The sequence below is a fragment of the Bacillus sp. CIS52 genome (assembly GCF_053545315.1).
This window is the reverse complement of sequence record NZ_JBIUFR010000001.1, coordinates 1,563,154-1,582,566: the sequence shown is the minus strand read 5'-3', so window position 1 is coordinate 1,582,566 and position 19,413 is coordinate 1,563,154. Positions and strand designations below refer to the sequence as shown.

Sequence of the window (19,413 nt, the reverse complement as noted above, 5' to 3'; positions counted from 1 at the left end):
GCTCTTTTTTTATCCTTTTCTAAGCGGCTCCAATATGCCTTTTTGAATCAGCAAGTGGAAAACGGAAAGCACGACGGATGCCCAAATGGCGGTGCCGAACCCGTCAATCTGAAAGCTGTCTCCCATCAAGGCAGCAGTCATCATTAACGTAATGGCGTTGATGACAAACAGAAAAAGGCCGAGGGTCACAACCGTGACAGGCAATGTCAATATGACGATGATCGGCTTGATCAGCACATTTAACACAGAAAGAATCACACTGGCGATGACAGCCGCTCCGATACTGCTGATATGGACGGAATCAAAATATCCCGCGATAACGATTAATAATAAAGCATTTACTAAAATGCTGACTGCCCATTTGATCATTTATTTCAAATCTCCTTCTAAAGGTACGACAAAACACCAGATAATATATACAATCGGCACGATTCCGCTCGTGACAAGCGCTAATACAACGGTTATGATGCGCAAAAGCGACGCATCCATATTGATGTACTCCGCCAAACCGCCGACGACACCGGCGATTTTACGGTTTTTTTCTGAACGGTAAAGTCTTTTCATCCAATCACCTCTGAGTATGCTTGAGCTTAATGGCTCCTGTTAACGATTCTGAGAAAATCGAGAGATGCTGATCATGGGCTTGATTTGATTCCAGCATCAGTTCTTTTTGAATGGTATCATTCTTTTCCTTTAAAATCTCCGCATCAATCAGCTCGTGGCTGAGAGAGCCGAGATTGCTTTTGAGCTCCGCTTTCACCGCCGAGTCATCAGGCAGGGCGATCTCCACATTTCCGGTCGTCGTTTTTGTGTAGATGGAGCGGCAGTGCGGCGCTGTCACGGTAAGGATGATATTGCCGTTAAAGCTTTGGACGTCTATAGATTCACTCGATCCGCGCAAATCAATCAAGCCGTTAATTGTTTCTGCTTCGATCGCGCCGCATTGATGGCCGGCCAGCTTGATTTGTCCGTTAGCCGTTTCCGCCGACGCTTTCTCAGCCGTCAGATGAGAGAACGACAGAACGCCGTTTGTCGTTTTCGCCGAGAATTCTTTTACATGTAAATGTTCCCCTCTGATCGGTCCGTTAAACAGTTTCACTCTTATCTTATCGTACTCTTTCTGAGGAACATAAAGCGTGACATTGGTTTTCATCGTTTTCTTTTCCGTGCGGACAAAAAACTTATTGCCCTTCATTTCACACTCAATGTGCTGGAGGAATGCGGTGCGCGCCGCCTCCTGACTGTCCGCCCGGTACACTTTCGCCTGGCACTCCGCTCTGACATCTTCATCCTCCCACGGTACGATATTGACGCTGCCGTTTGCAATCTGCATATCAATGGCTGAGAATTCACTGTCTTTAAATTGAAAAATATGCTGCACGTCGTGTGCGTGGCCGAAATTCAGATCCAGATCCGCTTCCTTCACTTTTTTGACAGCCGAATCAATCCAATCGAACAGCTTAGCACCGAGCGACGGCTTTTGGCTTTCTTTTGTCCCGCTTTTGAAATCTTCCGCAGATTCCTGGACCTCCGTTGATAATGCGGTGATCTGCTCTTCTTTTTCTTTATATTCAAGATCCAGTTTTTCAATGAGCGTCAAAGCTTCCTGCGCCGTCAGCCTGCCTTCTTCCACAAGCTTTAAAATCCGTTCTTTCTCCTGCTTCATATAAAACTCCTCCCCCGACTTTTCTTACACCTGGCGTAATACCTTTATTCCCTGCACGATATTCCAAATGACCATTCCGATGAGGATCAGAAAATAAACAGCTGCTCCTGCTATCATAACAAAAACCGGAACCATACTCTCCCCCTGAGCCGTAATCGCTCCTCCGACAACACCGGCAATCACAATCAGCAATCCCGCAAACGGAATGATGTGAGAAATCAGGGCGCGCATGGCATGCCGCTTCGTCTCTTTTTCATCGACGACGAAGTAAGCCACAATCGGAAGAATAAGAGGCGCGAAAAACACGCTGAAATAACAGATGGATGCGATGATCGCTTGGTTTCGATTCAATAAAAACACTCCCTGTGCGGTAATGTAAAAGGCCCTTCATTATACATACGTATGACGAATGGGCGGGTTTCATTTTCATGCTAAAGGACATGCTTCGTTATACGTAATTTTTCATTTCAGAGATTTCACTATAGAATCTTTTCCCCTAACCGATTACAATATGTAACAAAGCCTGACCGTATGCAAGGAGGACATACCAAATGGAGAAAGATCCCGGAAACGACCAAGTAACGGAAGAAAGCCTGCGAAAATTGATTCGCGAACAGAAAAGAATGAACAGCGAAATGCTGGCTGAACTAGAACAGATCAAGGCGGCGCCTCTTCCCATTTCTCATGATATTCAATATATAAAAGTGCTGCTGGACAGCAGCAGCACTCATATTCTGCAGGACTTAATGCATTTAAGCAGACAGCTTCCCCAACAGAAGAAAAGCCTGTAGCACAACAGCCCAAAACCGATCGGTTTTGGGCTGTTCTTGTATCTGTTAAGTGGCTGCCGTTTCTTTTTCGGCCAGCAATGCTTTCATCCGTTTTTTATCACGTTCCATTACCGGTTTCAGATAGCGGCCCGTATATGATTCTTTCACTTCGATAATTTCTTCAGGCGTCCCGGAGGCTACGATCGTGCCGCCGCCCGCGCCGCCTTCAGGTCCGAGATCGACGATGTAGTCCGCCGTTTTAATGATATCGAGATTGTGTTCAATAACCAAAACGGTATCTCCGTTATCGACGAGTCTTTGAAGCACAACCAAAAGCCTTGCGATATCATCAACGTGGAGGCCTGTCGTCGGTTCGTCCAGAATATACAGCGTCCGGCCGGTGGAGCGCTTATGCAGTTCGGAAGCAAGCTTGACGCGCTGCGCTTCTCCGCCTGAGAGCGTCGTCGCAGGCTGGCCGAGCGTCACATACCCGAGCCCGACATCGGCAAGCGTTTGAAGCTTGCGTTTGATTTTCGGGATATTTTCAAAGAAAGACAGAGCATCTTCCACCGTCATATCCAGAACATCAGAAATGCTTTTGCCTTTGTATGTGACCTCAAGCGTTTCCCGGTTGTAACGTTTGCCGTGGCACACTTCGCACGGGACGTACACGTCAGGAAGGAAATGCATCTCAATTTTGATGATGCCGTCGCCGCGGCAGGCTTCACAGCGCCCGCCTTTCACATTAAAGCTGAATCGGCCTTTTTTGTAGCCGCGCACCTTTGCTTCATTTGTCTGCGCGAACACATCGCGGATGTCATCAAACACACCCGTGTAAGTTGCCGGATTTGATCTCGGCGTCCGGCCGATCGGCGCCTGGTCGATATCGATCACCTTATCAAGATGGTCGAGGCCTTTGATCTCTTTATGGCTTCCCGGTTTCGCTTTGGCTTTATGAAGCTTTTGCGCAAGCGCCTTATGCAGAATTTCATTCACAAGCGTGCTTTTTCCGGAACCGGATACCCCTGTCACCGCCGTAAAAGTGCCGAGCGGGAATTTGGCATTCGCTTTTTTCAGGTTGTTTTCCGTAGCGCCTTTGATTTCAATGTATCGGCCGTCAGGTTTTCTTCTCTCCGGAGGCATCGGGATGAATTGAGCCCCTGACAAATAACGTCCGGTCAGAGAATCCGCATCATTCATCACTTCTTCAGGCGTGCCCGCAGATATAACACGGCCGCCGTGAATGCCGGCGCCCGGTCCGATATCTATCAGATAATCGGCAGCCATCATCGTATCTTCATCATGCTCGACGACAATCAGTGTGTTGCCGAGATCTCTCATGTTTTTCAGCGCGCTGATCAAACGGTCATTGTCACGCTGATGCAGACCGATGGACGGCTCATCAAGAATGTACAGGACGCCTGACAAACGGGAGCCGATCTGCGTCGCAAGCCTGATACGCTGGGCTTCGCCGCCTGACAGCGTACCCGCCGCCCGGCTCAGCGTCAGATAATCAAGACCGACTTTATCTAAGAAACTGAGCCGTTCCACAATTTCTCTTAAAATTAAATCTGCAATCTGCATATCTTTCTCAGACAGCGTCAGGTTTTTGAAAAATTCCAGCGCATCGCCGACGGAAAGTTCGGTAATGGTTCCGATGTGGCGTCCGTTGACCAAAACGGCCAGCGCTTCTTTCTTCAGCCGGTAGCCTTTGCACGTCGGGCACGGCTTCTGTGACATATATTGCTCCATCTGTTCACGGATATAATCGGAGCTTGTCTCTTTATACCGTCTCTCAATATTGCGCAGCACGCCTTCAAATTCAATTTCATTCTCCCGCACTTGTCCGAAATCATTCTCGTATTTAAAGTAGATCCGTTCATTGCCGCTGCCGTACAGCACTTTATCAAGCTGATGCTTCGGCAGGTCTTTGACCGGAGTCTCCATATCGATGCCGTAATGGCGGCAGACCGCCTGAAGCAGCTGCGGATAATATTGTGAACTGATCGGCGTCCACGGTGCGATGGCGTGTTCTTTTAATGAGAGCTCAGGATTTGGAATGACGAGCTCCGGGTCCACTTCAAGCTTCAAACCGAGACCGTCGCAAGTCGGACAGGCGCCGAACGGGCTGTTAAACGAAAACAGCCGGGGCTCAAGCTCTCCGATGGAAAAACCGCAAATCGGGCAGGCGTGATGCTCGCTGAACATCAGCTCTTCCTGGCCGATGACATCTATCATGACACGGCCTTCTCCTAAGCGGAGGGCGGTTTCCAGTGAGTCGGAAAGCCGGGCGGCAACGCCTTCCTTGACGACAATCCGGTCAATGACTACTTCAATGGAATGCTTTTTGTTTTTTTCAAGTTCAATATCGTCGGAAAGCTCGGCCATTTCTCCGTCAATCCGCACCCTTACATACCCTTGCTTTCTGATTTGGTCAAGGACCTTAACATGGGCGCCTTTTCTGCCTGAGACCATCGGCGCAAGCACTTGAAGCTTCGTCCGCTCAGGATATTCAAGAATCCGGTCAACCATCTGTTCAATCGTTTGCGATGTAATTTCGATGCCGTGCTCCGGACAGTGCGGCTTACCGACTCTCGCGTATAAGAGCCGGAGGTAATCATAAATCTCCGTTACCGTTCCGACGGTTGACCGCGGATTTCGGCTTGTCGTTTTCTGGTCAATGCTGATGGCCGGAGAAAGCCCTTCGATCGCATCAACGTCCGGCTTATCCATCTGCCCTAAAAATTGGCGTGCATAGGCAGAAAGCGATTCGACATACCGCCTCTGTCCTTCCGCGTAAATGGTGTCAAAAGCAAGGGATGATTTTCCCGATCCGGACAGGCCCGTCACGACGACGAGCTGATCCCGCGGAATCGTTACATCAATGTTTTTTAAATTGTGCGCCCTTGCCCCTTTCACCTCGATCCGGTCAATTGCCATGTGTTCATCATCCTTCCGCTTTTAGCTCTAACAGTAAATCACGAAGCTCTGCCGCCCGCTCGAAATCAAGCGCTCTGGCCGCTTCTTTCATTTCATGCTCCATTTGCTCAACGACTTTCTGGCGTTCTTTCTTCGTCAGCTTCGTCAGCTTAGGCGCGGCTTTTGTTTTGTATTCTTCTTTATCCTCAGCGGCCTGCGTCGCGCGGATCACATCGCGGATTTCCTTATTGATCGTTTGCGGCGTAATGCCGTGGATTTCGTTAAAATGCTCCTGCTGTTCCCGGCGGCGCTTCGTTTCATTCATCGCGATTTCCATCGAATGCGTGATTTTATCAGCATACATGATGACCCGGCCTTCTGCGTTTCTCGCTGCCCGTCCGATCGTCTGAATCAGCGAACGCTCAGAACGGAGGAAGCCTTCTTTATCCGCATCCAGAATGGCGACAAGCGACACTTCCGGAATATCAAGACCTTCCCTCAGCAGGTTGATGCCGACCAGCACATCATATTTTCCGAGCCGGAGGTCACGGATAATCTCAATCCGTTCAAGCGTCTTAATCTCGGAATGCAGATAATTGACCTTGATGCCGATTTCTTTCAGATAATCGGTCAGATCCTCTGACATTTTTTTCGTTAAAGTCGTCACAAGCACGCGCTCATTCCGTTCTATCCTCGCCTGAATCTCGCCGATCAGATCATCAATCTGTCCTTCGATCGGCCGAACGTCAATGAGAGGGTCGAGGAGTCCCGTCGGCCTGATGATCTGTTCGATCATTTCCGGCGTATGCTCAATCTCATACGGTCCCGGAGTAGCCGACACGTACACGATATTGTGCATATGTTTCTCAAATTCCTCGAATCGGAGCGGACGGTTGTCAAGCGCTGACGGCAGGCGGAACCCATGATCGACAAGCACCTGTTTTCTTGCCTGGTCACCGTTGAACATGCCGCGCACCTGCGGAATCGTAACGTGTGATTCATCAACGACGATCATAAAATCGTCCGGAAAATAATCAAGCAGCGTATACGGCGTAGAGCCCGGAGGACGGAGCGTCAAGTGTCTTGAATAGTTCTCGATGCCCGAACAGAAACCCATTTCCCGCATCATTTCAAGATCATATCTCGTCCGCTGCTCAAGCCGCTGCGCTTCAAGGAGCTTGCCGTTTTCGCGCATGACTTTCAAGCGCTCCTCAAGCTCCTGTTCAATGTTCAGAATCGCTTTTTCCATCTTTTCCGCCCGGGTGACGAAGTGGGAAGCCGGGAAAATCGCGACATGATCGCGGTCGCCGAGAATCTCTCCGGTCAAAGCGTCAACTTCTCTGATCCGCTCTATCTCGTCTCCGAAAAATTCCACTCTGATACAATGTTCGTCACGGGAAGCCGGGAAAATTTCCACAACGTCGCCGCGCACGCGGAACGTCCCCCGCTTAAAGTCGATATCATTGCGGGCATACTGGATATCCACTAGCTTTCTCAGCAGCTCGTTCCGCTCAATCTCCATTTCCGGTCTGAGCGACACGACCATCTCCCGGTATTCTTCAGGCGAACCGAGACCGTATATGCATGACACACTCGCAATGATAATGACATCTCTCCGTTCAAACAGAGAGGATGTCGCGGAGTGCCGCAGTTTATCAATTTCATCGTTAATACTTGCGTCTTTCTCTATAAATGTATCCGTTTGAGGCACATACGCCTCCGGCTGATAGTAATCGTAGTAGCTGACAAAATATTCGACAGCGTTGTTCGGAAAAAACTCCTTAAACTCGCTGTACAGCTGTCCGGCAAGGGTTTTGTTATGGGCAATGACCAATGTCGGCTTATTGACTTCTTTAATCAGATTGGACACGGTAAAGGTTTTGCCCGTCCCTGTCGCACCCAGGAGAGTCTGATGTTTTCTGCCTTCCTGTATGCCTTTGACAAGCTTCTCAATCGCTTGCGGCTGATCTCCCTGGGGCTGATATTTCGAGACTAACTCAAAACGATCTTTCACAAAAAAGCCTCCGTTTCTTTACGAAATCTTCCTATTGATATAGTAACACAATGACGGGCAAAATCACTAAAAATACGAACTAAAGTTCGATGGTTTGTTTTTACCAAGTCAATTTTTGTATAAAAAACCTGCTTTTATGGCGTAAAAGCAGGCTTCCATTTCATATTCACCATGTCAGGCATTGTCTTTCTTTTTATCTGCTTCTTTTTTGGCCATGTACAGCCCGCCGGCTACCAATGATACGACATCCAATCCAACGATGAAATACGTTTCGGTGTAACCTTTTAAATAGGATGCGAAAAGCAGTGCGGCTGTGAGAGCGATCGCCACATAATGGTTAAAAGTGACCCGCGTAAAAAGGACGACCAGCATAAAAGGGAAACATAATGCAAAAACGGCTTTTGTAATCACAAAAACCCTCCTCGGGAATTCTTCATCTCATCTGATTATAGTAAAAAATGAAGAATCGGACAATCGTTCCCCTGCTATCACAATACCCTTTTTCAGCAGTCTTCAATCATCTGTCAGAAAAAATGTGAATGTAAATCTATTGAACCATTAATGAAATGAACCAAATTGCCTTTCTTCAGCCGAAAGGAGGAGAAGGATTAGGTCTTTGTGTCTTTGACAGTTTCTTCCTCCCTCTTTACAATGTAATGATAGTGTTTACTATCATTTTCTTGGATGAAGAAAAAGGGGGTTATACCGCATGTATTCAGTACGATTTCAAAAAGCGGAAGAATCGAGCCTCTCAGCAGGCGCAAAAGGAATGAACCTGATTAAACTGACGAAAAACGGCCTGCCCGTTCCCGACGGTTTTGTCATTCAGACAAATGCGCTGACGCGTTTTATGGAAGATAACCGGCTTCAGGCAGAAGAGGAAGAGATGGAGCGCGCCATTATAAACGGCACGTTTTCAAAAGAGCTCCGCGATGAGCTGATTGCCTCTTTTTATGAATTGAGAGAATCATACGCCTCTGTTGCCGTACGTTCCTCGTCTGCGTCCGAAGATCTTGAAGGCGCTTCTTTCGCGGGCCAGTACGAAACCTATTTAAATATCAAAACAGAAGAAGAGTTTCTTGGAAAAGTGAAAGAATGCTGGGCTTCCTTCTTTTCGGCGCGGGTCAGCGGTTATAAAGAGAAAATGAACAATGACACTGCAGAGCCGCTAATGGGCGTTGTCGTCCAAGGGCTGATCAATTCTGAGGTGTCAGGGGTCATTTTCAGCCGAAACCCCGTCACACATGATGACGGAGAACTGATGATCAGCGCGAGCTACGGTCTCGGAGAAGCAATCGTTTCCGGAAGCGTGACGCCCGACACATTTATCGTCAATAAAGACACATTCCGGATTGACAAAGAAATCGGTTTAAAAGAAATGTATATCGTTTCTCAAAAGGAAGGCGTTACCGAAAAAGAAACGTCCGCTGACATGAGAAACCGCTTCTGCCTCGATGACGAGAGCATCAAAGAACTTGCCATGCTGACGATAAAGACAGAAGAACTGTACGGTTATCCCGTGGATCTCGAATTCGGATTTGCCGAAAATAAGCTGTATCTGCTTCAGGCCAGACCGATTACAACGATCGCGCAGGATCAGAAAGCGGCAGACGAAGAACGGGAATTTATCATGACGCCTCGGGACCAGAAAGATTTTTGGATCAATATGGAGTCTAATATTGAAGGCCCAATCAGCCCGTTATTCGCCTCTCTCATTGTGCCTGCTTTAGAATACGGCCTCAAAGAGAGTACGAAGGCCTTCCCTGTGATGGGCATCGAGATTGAGCGTGTCAAGCTCCACCAGGGCCATGTTTTTTCCAGACAGCATAAGACGGACGACAACCTGCCCGCAGAACAGTTAGAAGCGCTTTTTCCCGTTTTGGCTGACCGCATGTATGATATTATTCATAAAACCTTTCTGCCTTTTTATCAAAAGCTGGACGGACTGGCGCATAAAAATCATACACCGGAGACTGCCCTTGAGGCATTCCGAAACCTGCAAGAATTCTATTTAAAAGGATATGAAGAACATTTCAACATTGTCTTTCCGCAGATTGCGTTAAATATGACACTGGAGTCCATGTACGGACAGGTTGAGAAAGACAACGCCTCCCTTCTGTATGAAATGCTGGCCGGCGTCATGAATAAATCACTGGAAACCGACAGACAGCTTTGGCTGCTTTCCGGACAAGTAAAAGACAATCCTGAACTGCTGCGCGTTTTTACTGCTTTTCAGGCAGACGAGCTTCATCAGACGCTTCTGCAATCAGATGAAGGAAAACGCTTTCTCGAACAAGTCGGCGAATTTTTACAAGAATACGGCTGGAGATCAGTAAAAAGCCATGATCTGATCGAAGAAACGTGGGCGGAAAATCCTTATTTCGCTTTGGCTAACATTCAAAACTACGTCCGGAACGGCTACGATTTTGACAGTGAGTTTCATAAAACGATAGCAAAACGCAAACAGCTTTACGCCGCCTTCATGAATCGAATTGAAGATGACGGCTTCCGGGAGACGTTTGACCGTTATTATCAGTGGGCGTTATCTGCATCCGTCATCATAGATGATCACCATTTTTATATCGATGCGATGCTGGACGCCAAAGCGCGCCTTTGTCTCTTGAAAATCGGCGAGCTGCTGCAAAAACAAGGCGTGATCGATGACCGGGAGGATATGTGGTACTTATACAGCGATGAAGTCGAGAAAGCACTGGTTACGCCTGTTCCGATGAAGGAAAAAACCGCTGAACGTAAACAGCTCTTCCAGCAATATCAGCTGCTTGAAGCGCCCGCTTATCTCGGCACACCGACGCCCGAACAGCTGAAAGCCGCTGAGCAGGTTACAGGCGCCATCACAGAAGATGAAAAAAACACTGAACATCATATTTACGGACTTGCAGCGTCAAGCGGAATCGCAAGCGGCCCGGTGAAAGTCATTCGTGACGCAAGTGATTTCTCCCGTTTTTCATCAGGAGATGTGCTCGTCTGCAAAATGACGACACCGCTTTGGACCAGTCTGTTTCAGGATGCAAAGGCCGTCGTTACGGATACGGGCGGCATCCTGTCACATGCAGCGATCATCGCAAGAGAATACGGGCTTCCCGCTGTTCTCGGCACACGTGTCGCGACTGACAGGCTCAATGACGGAGATATCGTCTCGGTAGACGGCACAAACGGACAGATTACGATAGTCAAACGCGCTTCATGCTAGGTTTCCCTCTTTATTGACGGGCAGGGCGGGTGTATACTTGTCCTGCCAGTATTTACGCGAGGTGAAACATGTTGAGAACGACGAACAAGAGAATTCTTGACGCTGCGATGAATCTTATCATTCAAAAAGGATACCGCGCCGCGACAACAAAAGAAATCGCAGAAAGAGCGAATGTAAGTGAAGCAACGATTTTTCGTAATTTTAAAAACAAACAAGGACTAATGAAAGCCATGATTGAGCAGCAGGCACCGGTACCGGAAAGCGTGATCACCAAGGCGGAAGGCAATCTGTATGAGGATCTTCTTCATTTCGCCACGACCCTTTTGCAGCGATTGGAACAAAAAAAAGAGGTGTTCCGCATCTGCCTGCGCGAACCGGAATTATTCGAAGACGTCCTGCAGGATATTGTCGTATATCCGCAATCCGTGAAAAAGGATTTAATCGTTTACTTTAAGGAACTGACAAAGAAAAATAGGATAAGCCCCGGCAGCGAAGAAGCTAATGCAGACGTCTTTATGACGATGATTTTCGGTTATTTTATGCACCGGCTGCAGCTGGGGAAAAGAGTCATTACTCTTTCTGAAGAAACGATGCTGAAACACAGCACTGAGATTTTTATTAAAGGAATTATCAGCCGGTAATGTCCGGCTCCTAGGAGGATGAAGGATGAGTTCAAAGAAAGAATGGGCGCTGATCGTTTCGCTTTTGCTGGGAGCCATACTCGTTCCCATCAATTCTACGATGATCGCAGTCGCTCTTTCATCCATTTCCCGCTCATTCAGCGAATCAATTGCCAGCATCACATGGGTCGTGACGGTGTATTTAATTGTGATGGCCGTGACACAGCCCATTGCCGGCAAGCTCGGTGATATGTACGGAAATAAAAAAATGTATTTATGGGGTGTCGGCCTTTTTCTGATCGCTTCATTGGGGTGCGCCCTCTCGCCAAGTCTTTTCTTATTGATTTTCTTCCGGGCGCTTCAGGCTGCCGGCGGCGCTTTGCTTACGCCAAACAGCATCGCCATCATCCGCCATGTCGTGTCCGAAAAACGGCTTCCGAAAGTATTTGGTTTTTTCGGCCTCGGTGCCGGGCTGGGCGCGGCTCTCGGACCGTTTATCGGCTCTCTTTTAATCGAGAGTTTCAGCTGGCATTCTATCTTTTGGGTCAACATTCCGTTTCTGGCGATCGCACTTGGGACGGCATTTATCATGTTTCCTAAATATAAAGAAGAAACCTCTGACGCGCCGCTTGATATCATCGGATCCGTTCTGCTTGCCGGGAGCATTGTTTCTATTATTCTTCTGACGAAAAATGAAAGCTCTTTGGGCTATTGGGTGTACGCGCTGCTCATTCTATTATTTGTTCCGTTATTTTTCAGGCGGGAGCTGCGCACGAAACATCCGATTATTGATTTTGACCTGTTTAAAAACACAACCTTTACAAGCGCCAATCTGTCCGTTCTGTTAAGCAATTTAATGATGTATGCCGTGTTATTGATTATGCCGCTCTTTATGACCGGCCACTTCAGCATGAATACGTCGCACAGCGGTATGGCTCTTTCAGTCTTTTCCATTTTTATGTCCGCCAGCAACTGGGGCGGAGCTCAGCTGCATCACAAATGGGGCGCGCGAAGAATGATTTTTCTGTCCTTCGGGCTGATGGCCGGAGCCAATCTTTTATTTCTGCTTTTGGTTTATTCCCATTCCGTCCCGTTCCTTATGGCATCGCTTATTGTGGGGGGCATCGCGTCCGGTGCGGGGCTGACGAGCATGCAGGTGTCTTCTCTTGCGACGGTAGAACCGGGCATGTCCGGTATCGCATCCGGGATTTTTTCCACCTTCCGTTATTTCGGAAGCATTATTTCTTCAGCACTGATCGGTTTAATCTCCGGATTTCACATTCTGTTTATAATATTGATCGGCGTATCTGTGATCGGCTTGTTCGTATCGCTTGGAATTAAATCCGGCGAAACCGTTGATACGAAAAAAAGCCATTCGGCGTAAACAAAAAAAGGTTCCGTGAGCACCCGCTTTCCGGAACCTTTTCTAGTTTTCCTTCTTATTTTTCTCTCTCAAAGTGTCACCGCACTCCCCCGCCGCATAGAGTATCGCGATGCCGTTATCTTTTTATTTAAAAGAGAGAAGTGGAATGTAACTGAGTTCGGCCGCTGGCGCCGTAATCCGGCCGTAAAAAAAGCCCGGTGCCGCTAAACACGGCGGCCGGGCTTTTTATAATGCTGTCATTTCTTCTTGCTCATGTTCATCCTGAACGAATAAAATACCTAATTCATGATGTTCGCCTTCATAGGACGCGCGCTGATCAAACCGGATCTCACCATTCAGGCCGATGATCTCCATTTTTACAAATGCGCGGTTTTTTTGAAGTGCTTCGTAAAAATCCGATACATGCTTTACGGGAATGCCGTTTACTTTCGTTATAATCTCACCGATCTTCAGCTCAAGATCTTCCGCGGGCGTATTCGGAATGATGCCGAGCACCATTAAGCCCTGATCCCGCTTAGAGAAATAAAACGGAGCCGCGTTATCGTTCAGCCGCTGTCTCAATGATAAGAATAGGCGTCCGAGCACCGCAATACAAGCGGCAGCACCGGCAAGCGGACTCCACCAAAGGGCCGCTGCCCCGAACGCGGTGACGATAATCCCGAGAATCATGACACGCTTCGCCGTTATCCGTATGCTGACTTCTGGCAGGGATCCCTGCACACGCTGTCCGAAGCCGGCGATATAAGGAATCCAGATCAGATGGAAAGAGCCGCCCGGCACGGTAAAGACAGGCCACCAAGAAAGGTGTGACTCAAGCCCGCTGCCCGGCACCAATAAGAAAAGCGGAAGCAGCCATGCGCGATTCGCCAATTGACGGCCGATGGGCAGACCTCTGCTGCTGACGACAAGCGCCGGAGATGTTTTCAGGTGCGCTGAACGGTAAGCAGCCGCTCCCTCCGTGATGATCAAAAGGCCCATAAACACGGCCGCTGATGCCCAATTCACGCCGAATGCCTGCGGAAACCGATCCGCAAACGGCACTGTGTGGGTATACTGAAGGATAAACGCAATCAACATGCCGGCGCTGACAATATAAGCTGATGACAGCCAGTTCATACGGAACGTCAGCGATGCCAAAGCCGTCACAGCCGCAATTATGCCGAGAAGACCGAATGGAATCGAAATTCCCAGTCCAAAAAATAATATGGAGAGAAGAATACCCGGTATAAGCCCTTTTATGTATGTAAAGATAAGCTCGTCATACATATCTGCGATTTTTGTATGAAACGTATGGCGTTCACGTTTAATCCGCAAATATCCGCATGCGAGACTTATGATGATAAAAAACCAAAACATCGGGTGCAAAAAAAACAGACCGATACTTTTCAGAAGTTCAATTCCCCATTGAACAGACATTGCTTTCACCGCCTCAAGCCAAACATTTTAATTCTATTCTACCAAATAATCATTGGCTTGAATATCTCAAACGTCTATCTCTCTTCCGTCATCCACAACGTCACATTTGATAGAGAGAAATCTTTCAGATAGTGGTCGACTTCCACCTCGATTACACCGCTGATCAAAAGCATGGACCGTTTAATATCCGTCAGATTGATTCCTAAACGCTTATGGTTTTTCATTAAGTAGGTGAAATAATGCTTTGCACACTCCTCATTGATATCGTGAACACATTCAACATTTGTGTAATTGACCAGGTATCTGCTGAACAGCATAAGAAGACTTAGTGCTTTTGTTGATGAAAATGTAACGTCTTTTGTTCGGTCTTTTAGTTGTTCCACTAATTCATAATATTTTTTTTCACGCACAATACTTGCCCTCTTCAATTGTGAACCCCCATTTTTTTATCCAGATAAGCACGGGTGATTACAGCTGCCGTGCTGAAGCGCCGCAAACACTTCTGCTTTCAATACTGAAATGCAGCTGCCAAACTAAAAAACTGTTCTCTATTAGAACCTTCTTTTATTGTAAGAACTAAAACTGACTGAGGCAACTTTCAAAAGTTTCATTTTGAATACATATTAACTCGGCATAAAGTCTCTCTTCCCTATAAATATCGGGTAATGTTTGTCCTTTATAAATGTTTAAATGTGAAAATTTTTTTAATATCTTGTCAAAATCGTCATAATTATGTGTCTTTTGGTTCATTTATGAGACATGATAAAAGAAACAGGAGGCCTTAAAAAAGCCTCCTTTTCATTTATTTAACAAATAATGATTTTAACGCCATTTGCAGCTGTATATCATTTTTTTCGTCAGATTTCTTCTCATTCATCAGCTGATTCATTTTTTCCGCTGTTTGTTTGTCAATGACAGCTGTTTTATCAAGTTTGTACCGATCTTGGAACGCCATGACGGCTTTTTTCATTGTGCCGCTGAAATAGCCGTCCGCCCTGCCCGGGTCGAAACCCAAACCTTTCAGCAGGATTTGCGCGTGTTTGACATCTGCGCTGTTCATATCAGGCTGAAGCGGCTGTTTCAGCTGAAGCGGTCCCGCCGCAAAATAATCCGGCTGGCTTACGGCGATTGTCGGAGTAATGCCTTTTTTGTGAATCCAATTGCCTTTCGGCGTCAGCCATTTGTAAAGCGTCAATTTAATGTTGCTGCCGTCTCCCATCGGCACGGCCTGCTGTACCGTTCCTTTACCGAAGGAGGTATCACCGACAACGTCATAATGCCCCGCTTCTTTCAGCGCGCCCGCAAGAATTTCTGAAGCAGAAGCGCTTCCTTTATCCGTAATGACATTAACGGGATACGGCTTCTTATGTTTTAAAGTTGAGAAATATTGTTTTTTATCTCCGTTGCGTTCCGCGATTTGGATATACGGCATGTCTTTTGTGACGAAATGCTTTAAAATCTGTTCGACGCTTTGAAGGTAGCCGCCGGGATTTCCTCTTACGTCAAGAACGAGTCCGTCAATCCCTTGTTTCTCAAGCTTTTTCAGCGCCGCGGCGAAGTCCTGAGCAGTATGCTCGGAAAACGTCGATATAGCGATGTAGCCGACATGATGCCCGCCTGATTCCTTACGGGAAGCAAATACGGTTTCCAGCGGGATTTCCGCTCTTTTAATCCGGAATGACAGCTGTTTTTCAGTGCCCGGACGATGTATTTTAATAGAAACTTTCGATCCTTTTTTCCCTCTGATTTTCAGCACGGCTTCATTTAAATCTTTCCCGTTCATTGACTCGCCGTTTATACTGATGATTTCATCATTCGGCTTGAGGCCTGCCTTTTCAGCCGGAGATTGCTTAAACGGTGATACGATAATGATTTTATTCTCTTCCATACCGACTTCAGCGCCGATCCCTTCAAAAGATGAATCCAGAGAATCGGAAAACTGCTTGGCAGTCTGCTTGTCCATATAAACGGAATAAGGATCGTTTAATGTAGACAGCATCCCCTGAATCGCTCCTTCAAGTAGCTTTTCTTTATCCACATTTTCCACATATTCGTTCGAGATCAGCTCATATGCTTTTTCGATTTTTTCCATTGCCTGGCTTCTTTCTGCTTCTGATGATTTCGGCTGTGCCGCCCCGGCAATATGGGCTCCGCCGCACAAGATGCTGACGGCCGCTATCGCTGCGATTATTTTCTGCTTCATCGTTTACCTCCTCTTAGTCCTTTTACGAAAACCTGGAGATAGTATGTGTAAACTGAAAAGAATTCATGTAACGGCAACAAAAAAACGGAACCGATAGATTGTTTCATATAAATGGGTAACGTATAATAATTTGTATGCAATTCATTAAATATACAGGAGAATGCGATATGAAAATAAAATTATCGATTTTATCCGCGGCGGTGCTGGCCGCAGGCATTACCGCCTTTGTCTGGCAAAAAACAGAGGCCAATGAAAAATCACAGGCTGACGCTCTTTATGTTTCTCCCGCGGGAAACGATCAAAATGACGGAACGAAAGAAAAGCCGTTCCGCACATTGAAGCATGCGGCGGAAAAGGCGGAGGCCGGAACAACAGTATTGATTCGGGAAGGAACGTACGACGAAACATTTGAAGTAAAGCACAGCGGGACGGCGAAAAAGCCGATTACATTTCAGAACTATCAGAATGAGCATGTCACCATCAGCGGCAAATCTGCACCTAAAAGCGATTCTGAAACACCGTTAATTCAAATCAGCAATAAACAGTACATTACCATTCACGGCATTACGCTTGAAAACCTATCCGTCTCATCAGAAGATGCGACAGCCATGGGCATCTATGTCACCGGATCAAGCAGTCATATCGCCATTGACGGCAACCATATCCGGAACATTAAAACAACGGCTGATGAGGGAAATGCACACGGCATCGCGTTTTACGGCTCGGGCGCCATGAAGGATGTCAGCATCACAAATAACACGGTTGAAAAATTGACGCTCGGCGCAAGCGAAGCGGTCGTGCTGAACGGGAATGTTGACGGTTTTAAGATCGCCGGCAATACCATCCGGAACAACAACAATATCGGGATTGACGTGATCGGCTACGAAGGAACTTCCAAGCAAAATGACTATGCGCGAAACGGCGTCATTGAAAACAATACGGTGAGCCATAACTCTTCTTACGGAAACCCCGCCTACGGCAATGAATACTCTGCGGGCGGTATATACGTTGACGGCGCAGAACATGTGGACATTAAGAAAAACACCGTTTACAACAATGACCTCGGCATTGAAGCCACTTCCGAGCATAAAGGGAAGTACGCACAAGATATACGGATTACGGATAACAAAGTGTACAACAATGCTTACACGGGTATTTCAATCGGGGGATATGACACAAAACGAGGCGGCACAATCAATTCCGTGATCGCTCACAATATTATGTACCGAAATGACACGAAGGACCTTGACGGCGGCCAGCTGCTGCTTCAGTACGATACAAAAGGGAACACCATCGAAAAGAACATCATGACGGCAAGCGGTTCACGAATTTTTATCGCAAATGATTATACGAAAAACGAAGGCAATACCGTTAATCATAACGTCTATCACAAAGAAACGGGAAAAGACGGCATTTGGAATTGGAAGAACAAAGAATATGATTCATTCGCAGCTTACAAAAAAGGAACGGCAAATGATCCGAATTCCATATATGCCGATCCGATGTATCGTGACGAATCGTCTTATGACTTTACATTAAAGCCGGGATCACCGGCCCTGCCCGTCATTCAATAACAGAACCATCAAAAAAAGCCAGTCTGACAAAGACTGGCTTTTGCATTTATACACGAAGGAATTTCCGGATGGACGTCAGGCTTCCCCATACTCCGATAACCGCGCCGATCAGAATGAGCACAAGTGATACTTGGAACACAAACGGACTGTACGGCAGGAGTGAAACAAATGAGCCCTGAACTTTCGGAGCCACCCAAGCGACCATCGACTGGTACGTGCTCAGCACGAGAGCGATCGGTATGACAGAACCAAATACCCCAAGCAGCAGCCCTTCAAGGAAAAACGGCCAGCGGATAAACCAGTTTGTCGCGCCGACAAGCTTCATGATTTCAATCTCTTTTCTTCTGGCGAAAATCGTGATTTTAATTGTATTTGAAATTAAGAACATCGCCGTGAACAGAAGGCCGATGATTAACGCGATCCCGATGTTGCGTGACACTCCGACGACCTTAAACAGACGGCTGACTTCTTCTTTCCCGTATGTCACTTTATACACATGATCCAGCTTCTCAATTTTTTTCGCGACTTTCGGCGTATCATGCGGATCTGTCGTTTTGACGATAAACGCGTTGTTCAGCGGGTTTTCCTGATCTTGCATTTTCATGGCCTTTCCGCTGTCGCCGAAGCTTTTGACCAATTGATCAAGCTCTTTATCTTTAGATGAAAATTCTACGCTTTGGATTCCCGAGATGTCTTTAATCTCATTCTGCAGCGTATCCTGCGTTTTCTTATTTGACGTCAGATCGATTAATACTTTAATTTCCACTTCTTTTTCAGCATTTTTAGCCATGTTGTTTAAATTCAGCATAATGACTAAAAACACGCCGACCAAAATCAATGTAACGGTAACAGCGCTGATGGATGCAAATGTCATCCATGTGTTTCTTCCGAGAGATTTAAAACTCTCACGCAAATGGCGCCCGAGAATTTTAATCATAAGAACCATACTCCCCTCTTGACTCATCACGCACAATAATTCCGTCTTCGATCGCGATGACCCGTTTCTTCATGGTGTTTACTATTTCTTTATTGTGTGTCGCCATCACGACAGTCGTTCCGCGGTTGTTAATCTCTTCCAGCGTCTTCATGACTTCCCATGATGTTACCGGATCAAGGTTGCCCGTCGGTTCGTCAGCTATAACGACGTCAGGATTGTTGACAATGGATCTTGCGATAGAAACACGCTGCTGTTCTCCTCCGGAAAGCTGGTCGGGAAACTGCCGCGCTTTATGCTTCAGCTGCACCAGATCGAGCACTTCGAGCACGCGTTTTTTAATGACTGACTGCTGCTCTCCGATAACCTCAAGCGCAAACGCTACGTTTTCAAATACCGTCAATTTCGGAAGAAGTTTAAAATCCTGGAAAACAACACCTATTTTACGCCGCACGAAAGGAATCTCTTTTTCTTTCACAGCCGCGAGATCTTTATGATTAATCAATATTTGCCCTTTTGTCGGTTTTTCTTCTCTGTAAATCATTTTAATAAAAGTAGATTTACCGGCTCCGCTCGGTCCTACGACATATACAAATTCTCCGGGATGAATCATGACTGACAGCCCGTTAATCGCTTTTACACCGTTCGGATAGGATTTATATACTTCTTTCATCTCTATCATGAAATCACCTAATCTTTTAT

17 protein-coding genes are annotated in these 19,413 nt (G+C 46.8%); 5 read left to right on the top strand and 12 right to left on the bottom strand.

Annotated elements, in window-relative coordinates:
* Nucleotides 1–9: 9 nt before the first annotated feature.
* Genes ACH32G_RS07640 through ACH32G_RS07625 form a run of 4 tightly spaced genes read right to left on the bottom strand, consistent with a single transcriptional unit; the run spans nucleotide 10 to nucleotide 2,017 of the window.
* Nucleotides 10–369 (bottom strand): phage holin family protein, encoded by a 360-nt coding sequence (locus ACH32G_RS07640; protein ID WP_014418984.1) that lies wholly within the window; start codon nucleotides 367–369, stop codon nucleotides 10–12.
* Complete coding sequence (locus ACH32G_RS07635; RefSeq protein WP_003151448.1) at nucleotides 370–564, bottom strand: PspC domain-containing protein; 195 nt, start codon at nucleotides 562–564, stop codon at nucleotides 370–372.
* Nucleotides 565–568: 4 nt separating this feature from the next.
* Entirely contained in the window at nucleotides 569–1,666 is a 1,098-nt protein-coding gene (locus tag ACH32G_RS07630) for a DUF4097 family beta strand repeat-containing protein (RefSeq protein ID WP_188154400.1), read from the bottom strand.
* A gap of 24 nt (nucleotides 1,667–1,690) precedes the next feature.
* A complete protein-coding gene (locus ACH32G_RS07625) occupies nucleotides 1,691–2,017 on the bottom strand; it encodes a hypothetical protein (RefSeq protein WP_016937800.1) in 327 nt (108 codons plus the stop codon).
* Nucleotides 2,018–2,217: 200 nt separating this feature from the next.
* Here ACH32G_RS07625 and ACH32G_RS07620 point away from each other — a divergent pair, with 200 nt between their 5' ends.
* Entirely contained in the window at nucleotides 2,218–2,457 is a 240-nt protein-coding gene (locus ACH32G_RS07620; protein WP_016937799.1) for a hypothetical protein, read from the top strand.
* A 45-nt stretch (nucleotides 2,458–2,502) separates the two neighbouring features.
* On the opposite strand, the gene uvrA is transcribed toward ACH32G_RS07620, so the two are convergent.
* The 3 genes from uvrA to ACH32G_RS07605 all read right to left on the bottom strand — a co-directional run bounded on the left by uvrA (nucleotide 2,503) and on the right by ACH32G_RS07605 (nucleotide 7,780).
* Entirely contained in the window at nucleotides 2,503–5,376 is a 2,874-nt protein-coding gene (uvrA, locus tag ACH32G_RS07615) for an excinuclease ABC subunit UvrA (protein ID WP_047475768.1), read from the bottom strand.
* Nucleotides 5,377–5,383: 7 nt separating this feature from the next.
* The gene (gene uvrB / locus ACH32G_RS07610) at nucleotides 5,384–7,369 is read right to left on the bottom strand and encodes an excinuclease ABC subunit UvrB (protein WP_045926627.1); all 1,986 of its coding nucleotides are present in this window, start codon (nucleotides 7,367–7,369) and stop codon (nucleotides 5,384–5,386) included.
* 174 nt (nucleotides 7,370–7,543) lie between these two features.
* A complete protein-coding gene (locus ACH32G_RS07605) occupies nucleotides 7,544–7,780 on the bottom strand; it encodes a CsbA family protein (protein ID WP_003151438.1) in 237 nt (78 codons plus the stop codon).
* A 298-nt stretch (nucleotides 7,781–8,078) separates the two neighbouring features.
* Here ACH32G_RS07605 and ACH32G_RS07600 point away from each other — a divergent pair, with 298 nt between their 5' ends.
* From ACH32G_RS07600 to ACH32G_RS07590, 3 genes are all read left to right on the top strand, one after another.
* Nucleotides 8,079–10,580 (top strand): PEP/pyruvate-binding domain-containing protein, encoded by a 2,502-nt coding sequence (locus ACH32G_RS07600; protein ID WP_448814170.1) that lies wholly within the window; start codon nucleotides 8,079–8,081, stop codon nucleotides 10,578–10,580.
* A 71-nt stretch (nucleotides 10,581–10,651) separates the two neighbouring features.
* The gene (locus ACH32G_RS07595) at nucleotides 10,652–11,221 is read left to right on the top strand and encodes a TetR/AcrR family transcriptional regulator (protein ID WP_016937794.1); all 570 of its coding nucleotides are present in this window, start codon (nucleotides 10,652–10,654) and stop codon (nucleotides 11,219–11,221) included.
* Between the two features lie 25 nt (nucleotides 11,222–11,246).
* On the top strand, nucleotides 11,247–12,584 hold the full coding sequence (locus ACH32G_RS07590) for an MFS transporter (RefSeq protein WP_016937793.1): 1,338 nt from the start codon (nucleotides 11,247–11,249) through the stop codon (nucleotides 12,582–12,584).
* Between the two features lie 225 nt (nucleotides 12,585–12,809).
* Here the strand turns inward: ACH32G_RS07590 and ACH32G_RS07585 are convergent, their stop codons facing one another.
* From ACH32G_RS07585 to ctpB, 3 genes are all read right to left on the bottom strand, one after another.
* A complete protein-coding gene (locus ACH32G_RS07585; protein ID WP_016937791.1) occupies nucleotides 12,810–14,000 on the bottom strand; it encodes a S1C family serine protease in 1,191 nt (396 codons plus the stop codon).
* A 74-nt stretch (nucleotides 14,001–14,074) separates the two neighbouring features.
* Nucleotides 14,075–14,428 carry a swarming motility protein SwrAA gene (gene swrA, locus ACH32G_RS07580; RefSeq protein WP_012118562.1) on the bottom strand — a complete coding sequence of 118 codons (354 nt, stop codon included), beginning with the start codon at nucleotides 14,426–14,428 and terminating at the stop codon, nucleotides 14,075–14,077.
* Between the two features lie 374 nt (nucleotides 14,429–14,802).
* Nucleotides 14,803–16,203: a carboxy-terminal processing protease CtpB gene (gene ctpB, locus ACH32G_RS07575; protein ID WP_045926622.1), complete on the bottom strand. Its 1,401-nt coding sequence runs from the start codon at nucleotides 16,201–16,203 to the stop codon at nucleotides 14,803–14,805.
* A 167-nt stretch (nucleotides 16,204–16,370) separates the two neighbouring features.
* Between ctpB and ACH32G_RS07570 the strand changes: the two genes are divergently transcribed.
* Entirely contained in the window at nucleotides 16,371–17,777 is a 1,407-nt protein-coding gene (locus ACH32G_RS07570; RefSeq protein WP_049627491.1) for a right-handed parallel beta-helix repeat-containing protein, read from the top strand.
* 46 nt (nucleotides 17,778–17,823) lie between these two features.
* On the opposite strand, the gene ftsX is transcribed toward ACH32G_RS07570, so the two are convergent.
* Together ftsX and ftsE are read right to left on the bottom strand one after the other, a co-directional pair.
* Nucleotides 17,824–18,714, bottom strand: coding sequence for a permease-like cell division protein FtsX (gene ftsX, locus ACH32G_RS07565; RefSeq protein WP_016937789.1), 891 nt, complete (start codon nucleotides 18,712–18,714; stop codon nucleotides 17,824–17,826).
* Nucleotides 18,707–19,393, bottom strand: coding sequence for a cell division ATP-binding protein FtsE (ftsE, locus tag ACH32G_RS07560; RefSeq protein ID WP_003151418.1), 687 nt, complete (start codon nucleotides 19,391–19,393; stop codon nucleotides 18,707–18,709). Before ftsE ends, ftsX begins: the two co-directional genes overlap by 8 nt.
* Nucleotides 19,394–19,413: the final 20 nt, after the last annotated feature.

Excerpts from the sequence above, each read along its gene's own strand:
- ACH32G_RS07640 (WP_014418984.1), bottom strand. The coding sequence starts at position 369 with ATGATCAAATGGGCAGTCAGCATTTTAGTAAATGCTTTATTATTAATC.
- ACH32G_RS07635 (WP_003151448.1), bottom strand. The coding sequence starts at position 564 with ATGAAAAGACTTTACCGTTCAGAAAAAAACCGTAAAATCGCCGGTGTC.
- ACH32G_RS07630 (WP_188154400.1), bottom strand. The coding sequence starts at position 1,666 with ATGAAGCAGGAGAAAGAACGGATTTTAAAGCTTGTGGAAGAAGGCAGG.
- ACH32G_RS07620 (WP_016937799.1), top strand. The coding sequence starts at position 2,218 with ATGGAGAAAGATCCCGGAAACGACCAAGTAACGGAAGAAAGCCTGCGA.
- uvrA (WP_047475768.1), bottom strand. The coding sequence starts at position 5,376 with ATGGCAATTGACCGGATCGAGGTGAAAGGGGCAAGGGCGCACAATTTA.
- ACH32G_RS07600 (WP_448814170.1), top strand. The coding sequence starts at position 8,079 with ATGTATTCAGTACGATTTCAAAAAGCGGAAGAATCGAGCCTCTCAGCA.
- ACH32G_RS07590 (WP_016937793.1), top strand. The coding sequence starts at position 11,247 with ATGAGTTCAAAGAAAGAATGGGCGCTGATCGTTTCGCTTTTGCTGGGA.
- ACH32G_RS07585 (WP_016937791.1), bottom strand. The coding sequence starts at position 14,000 with ATGTCTGTTCAATGGGGAATTGAACTTCTGAAAAGTATCGGTCTGTTT.
- ctpB (WP_045926622.1), bottom strand. The coding sequence starts at position 16,203 with ATGAAGCAGAAAATAATCGCAGCGATAGCGGCCGTCAGCATCTTGTGC.
- ACH32G_RS07570 (WP_049627491.1), top strand. The coding sequence starts at position 16,371 with ATGAAAATAAAATTATCGATTTTATCCGCGGCGGTGCTGGCCGCAGGC.
- ftsX (WP_016937789.1), bottom strand. The coding sequence starts at position 18,714 with ATGATTAAAATTCTCGGGCGCCATTTGCGTGAGAGTTTTAAATCTCTC.
- ftsE (WP_003151418.1), bottom strand. The coding sequence starts at position 19,393 with ATGATAGAGATGAAAGAAGTATATAAATCCTATCCGAACGGTGTAAAA.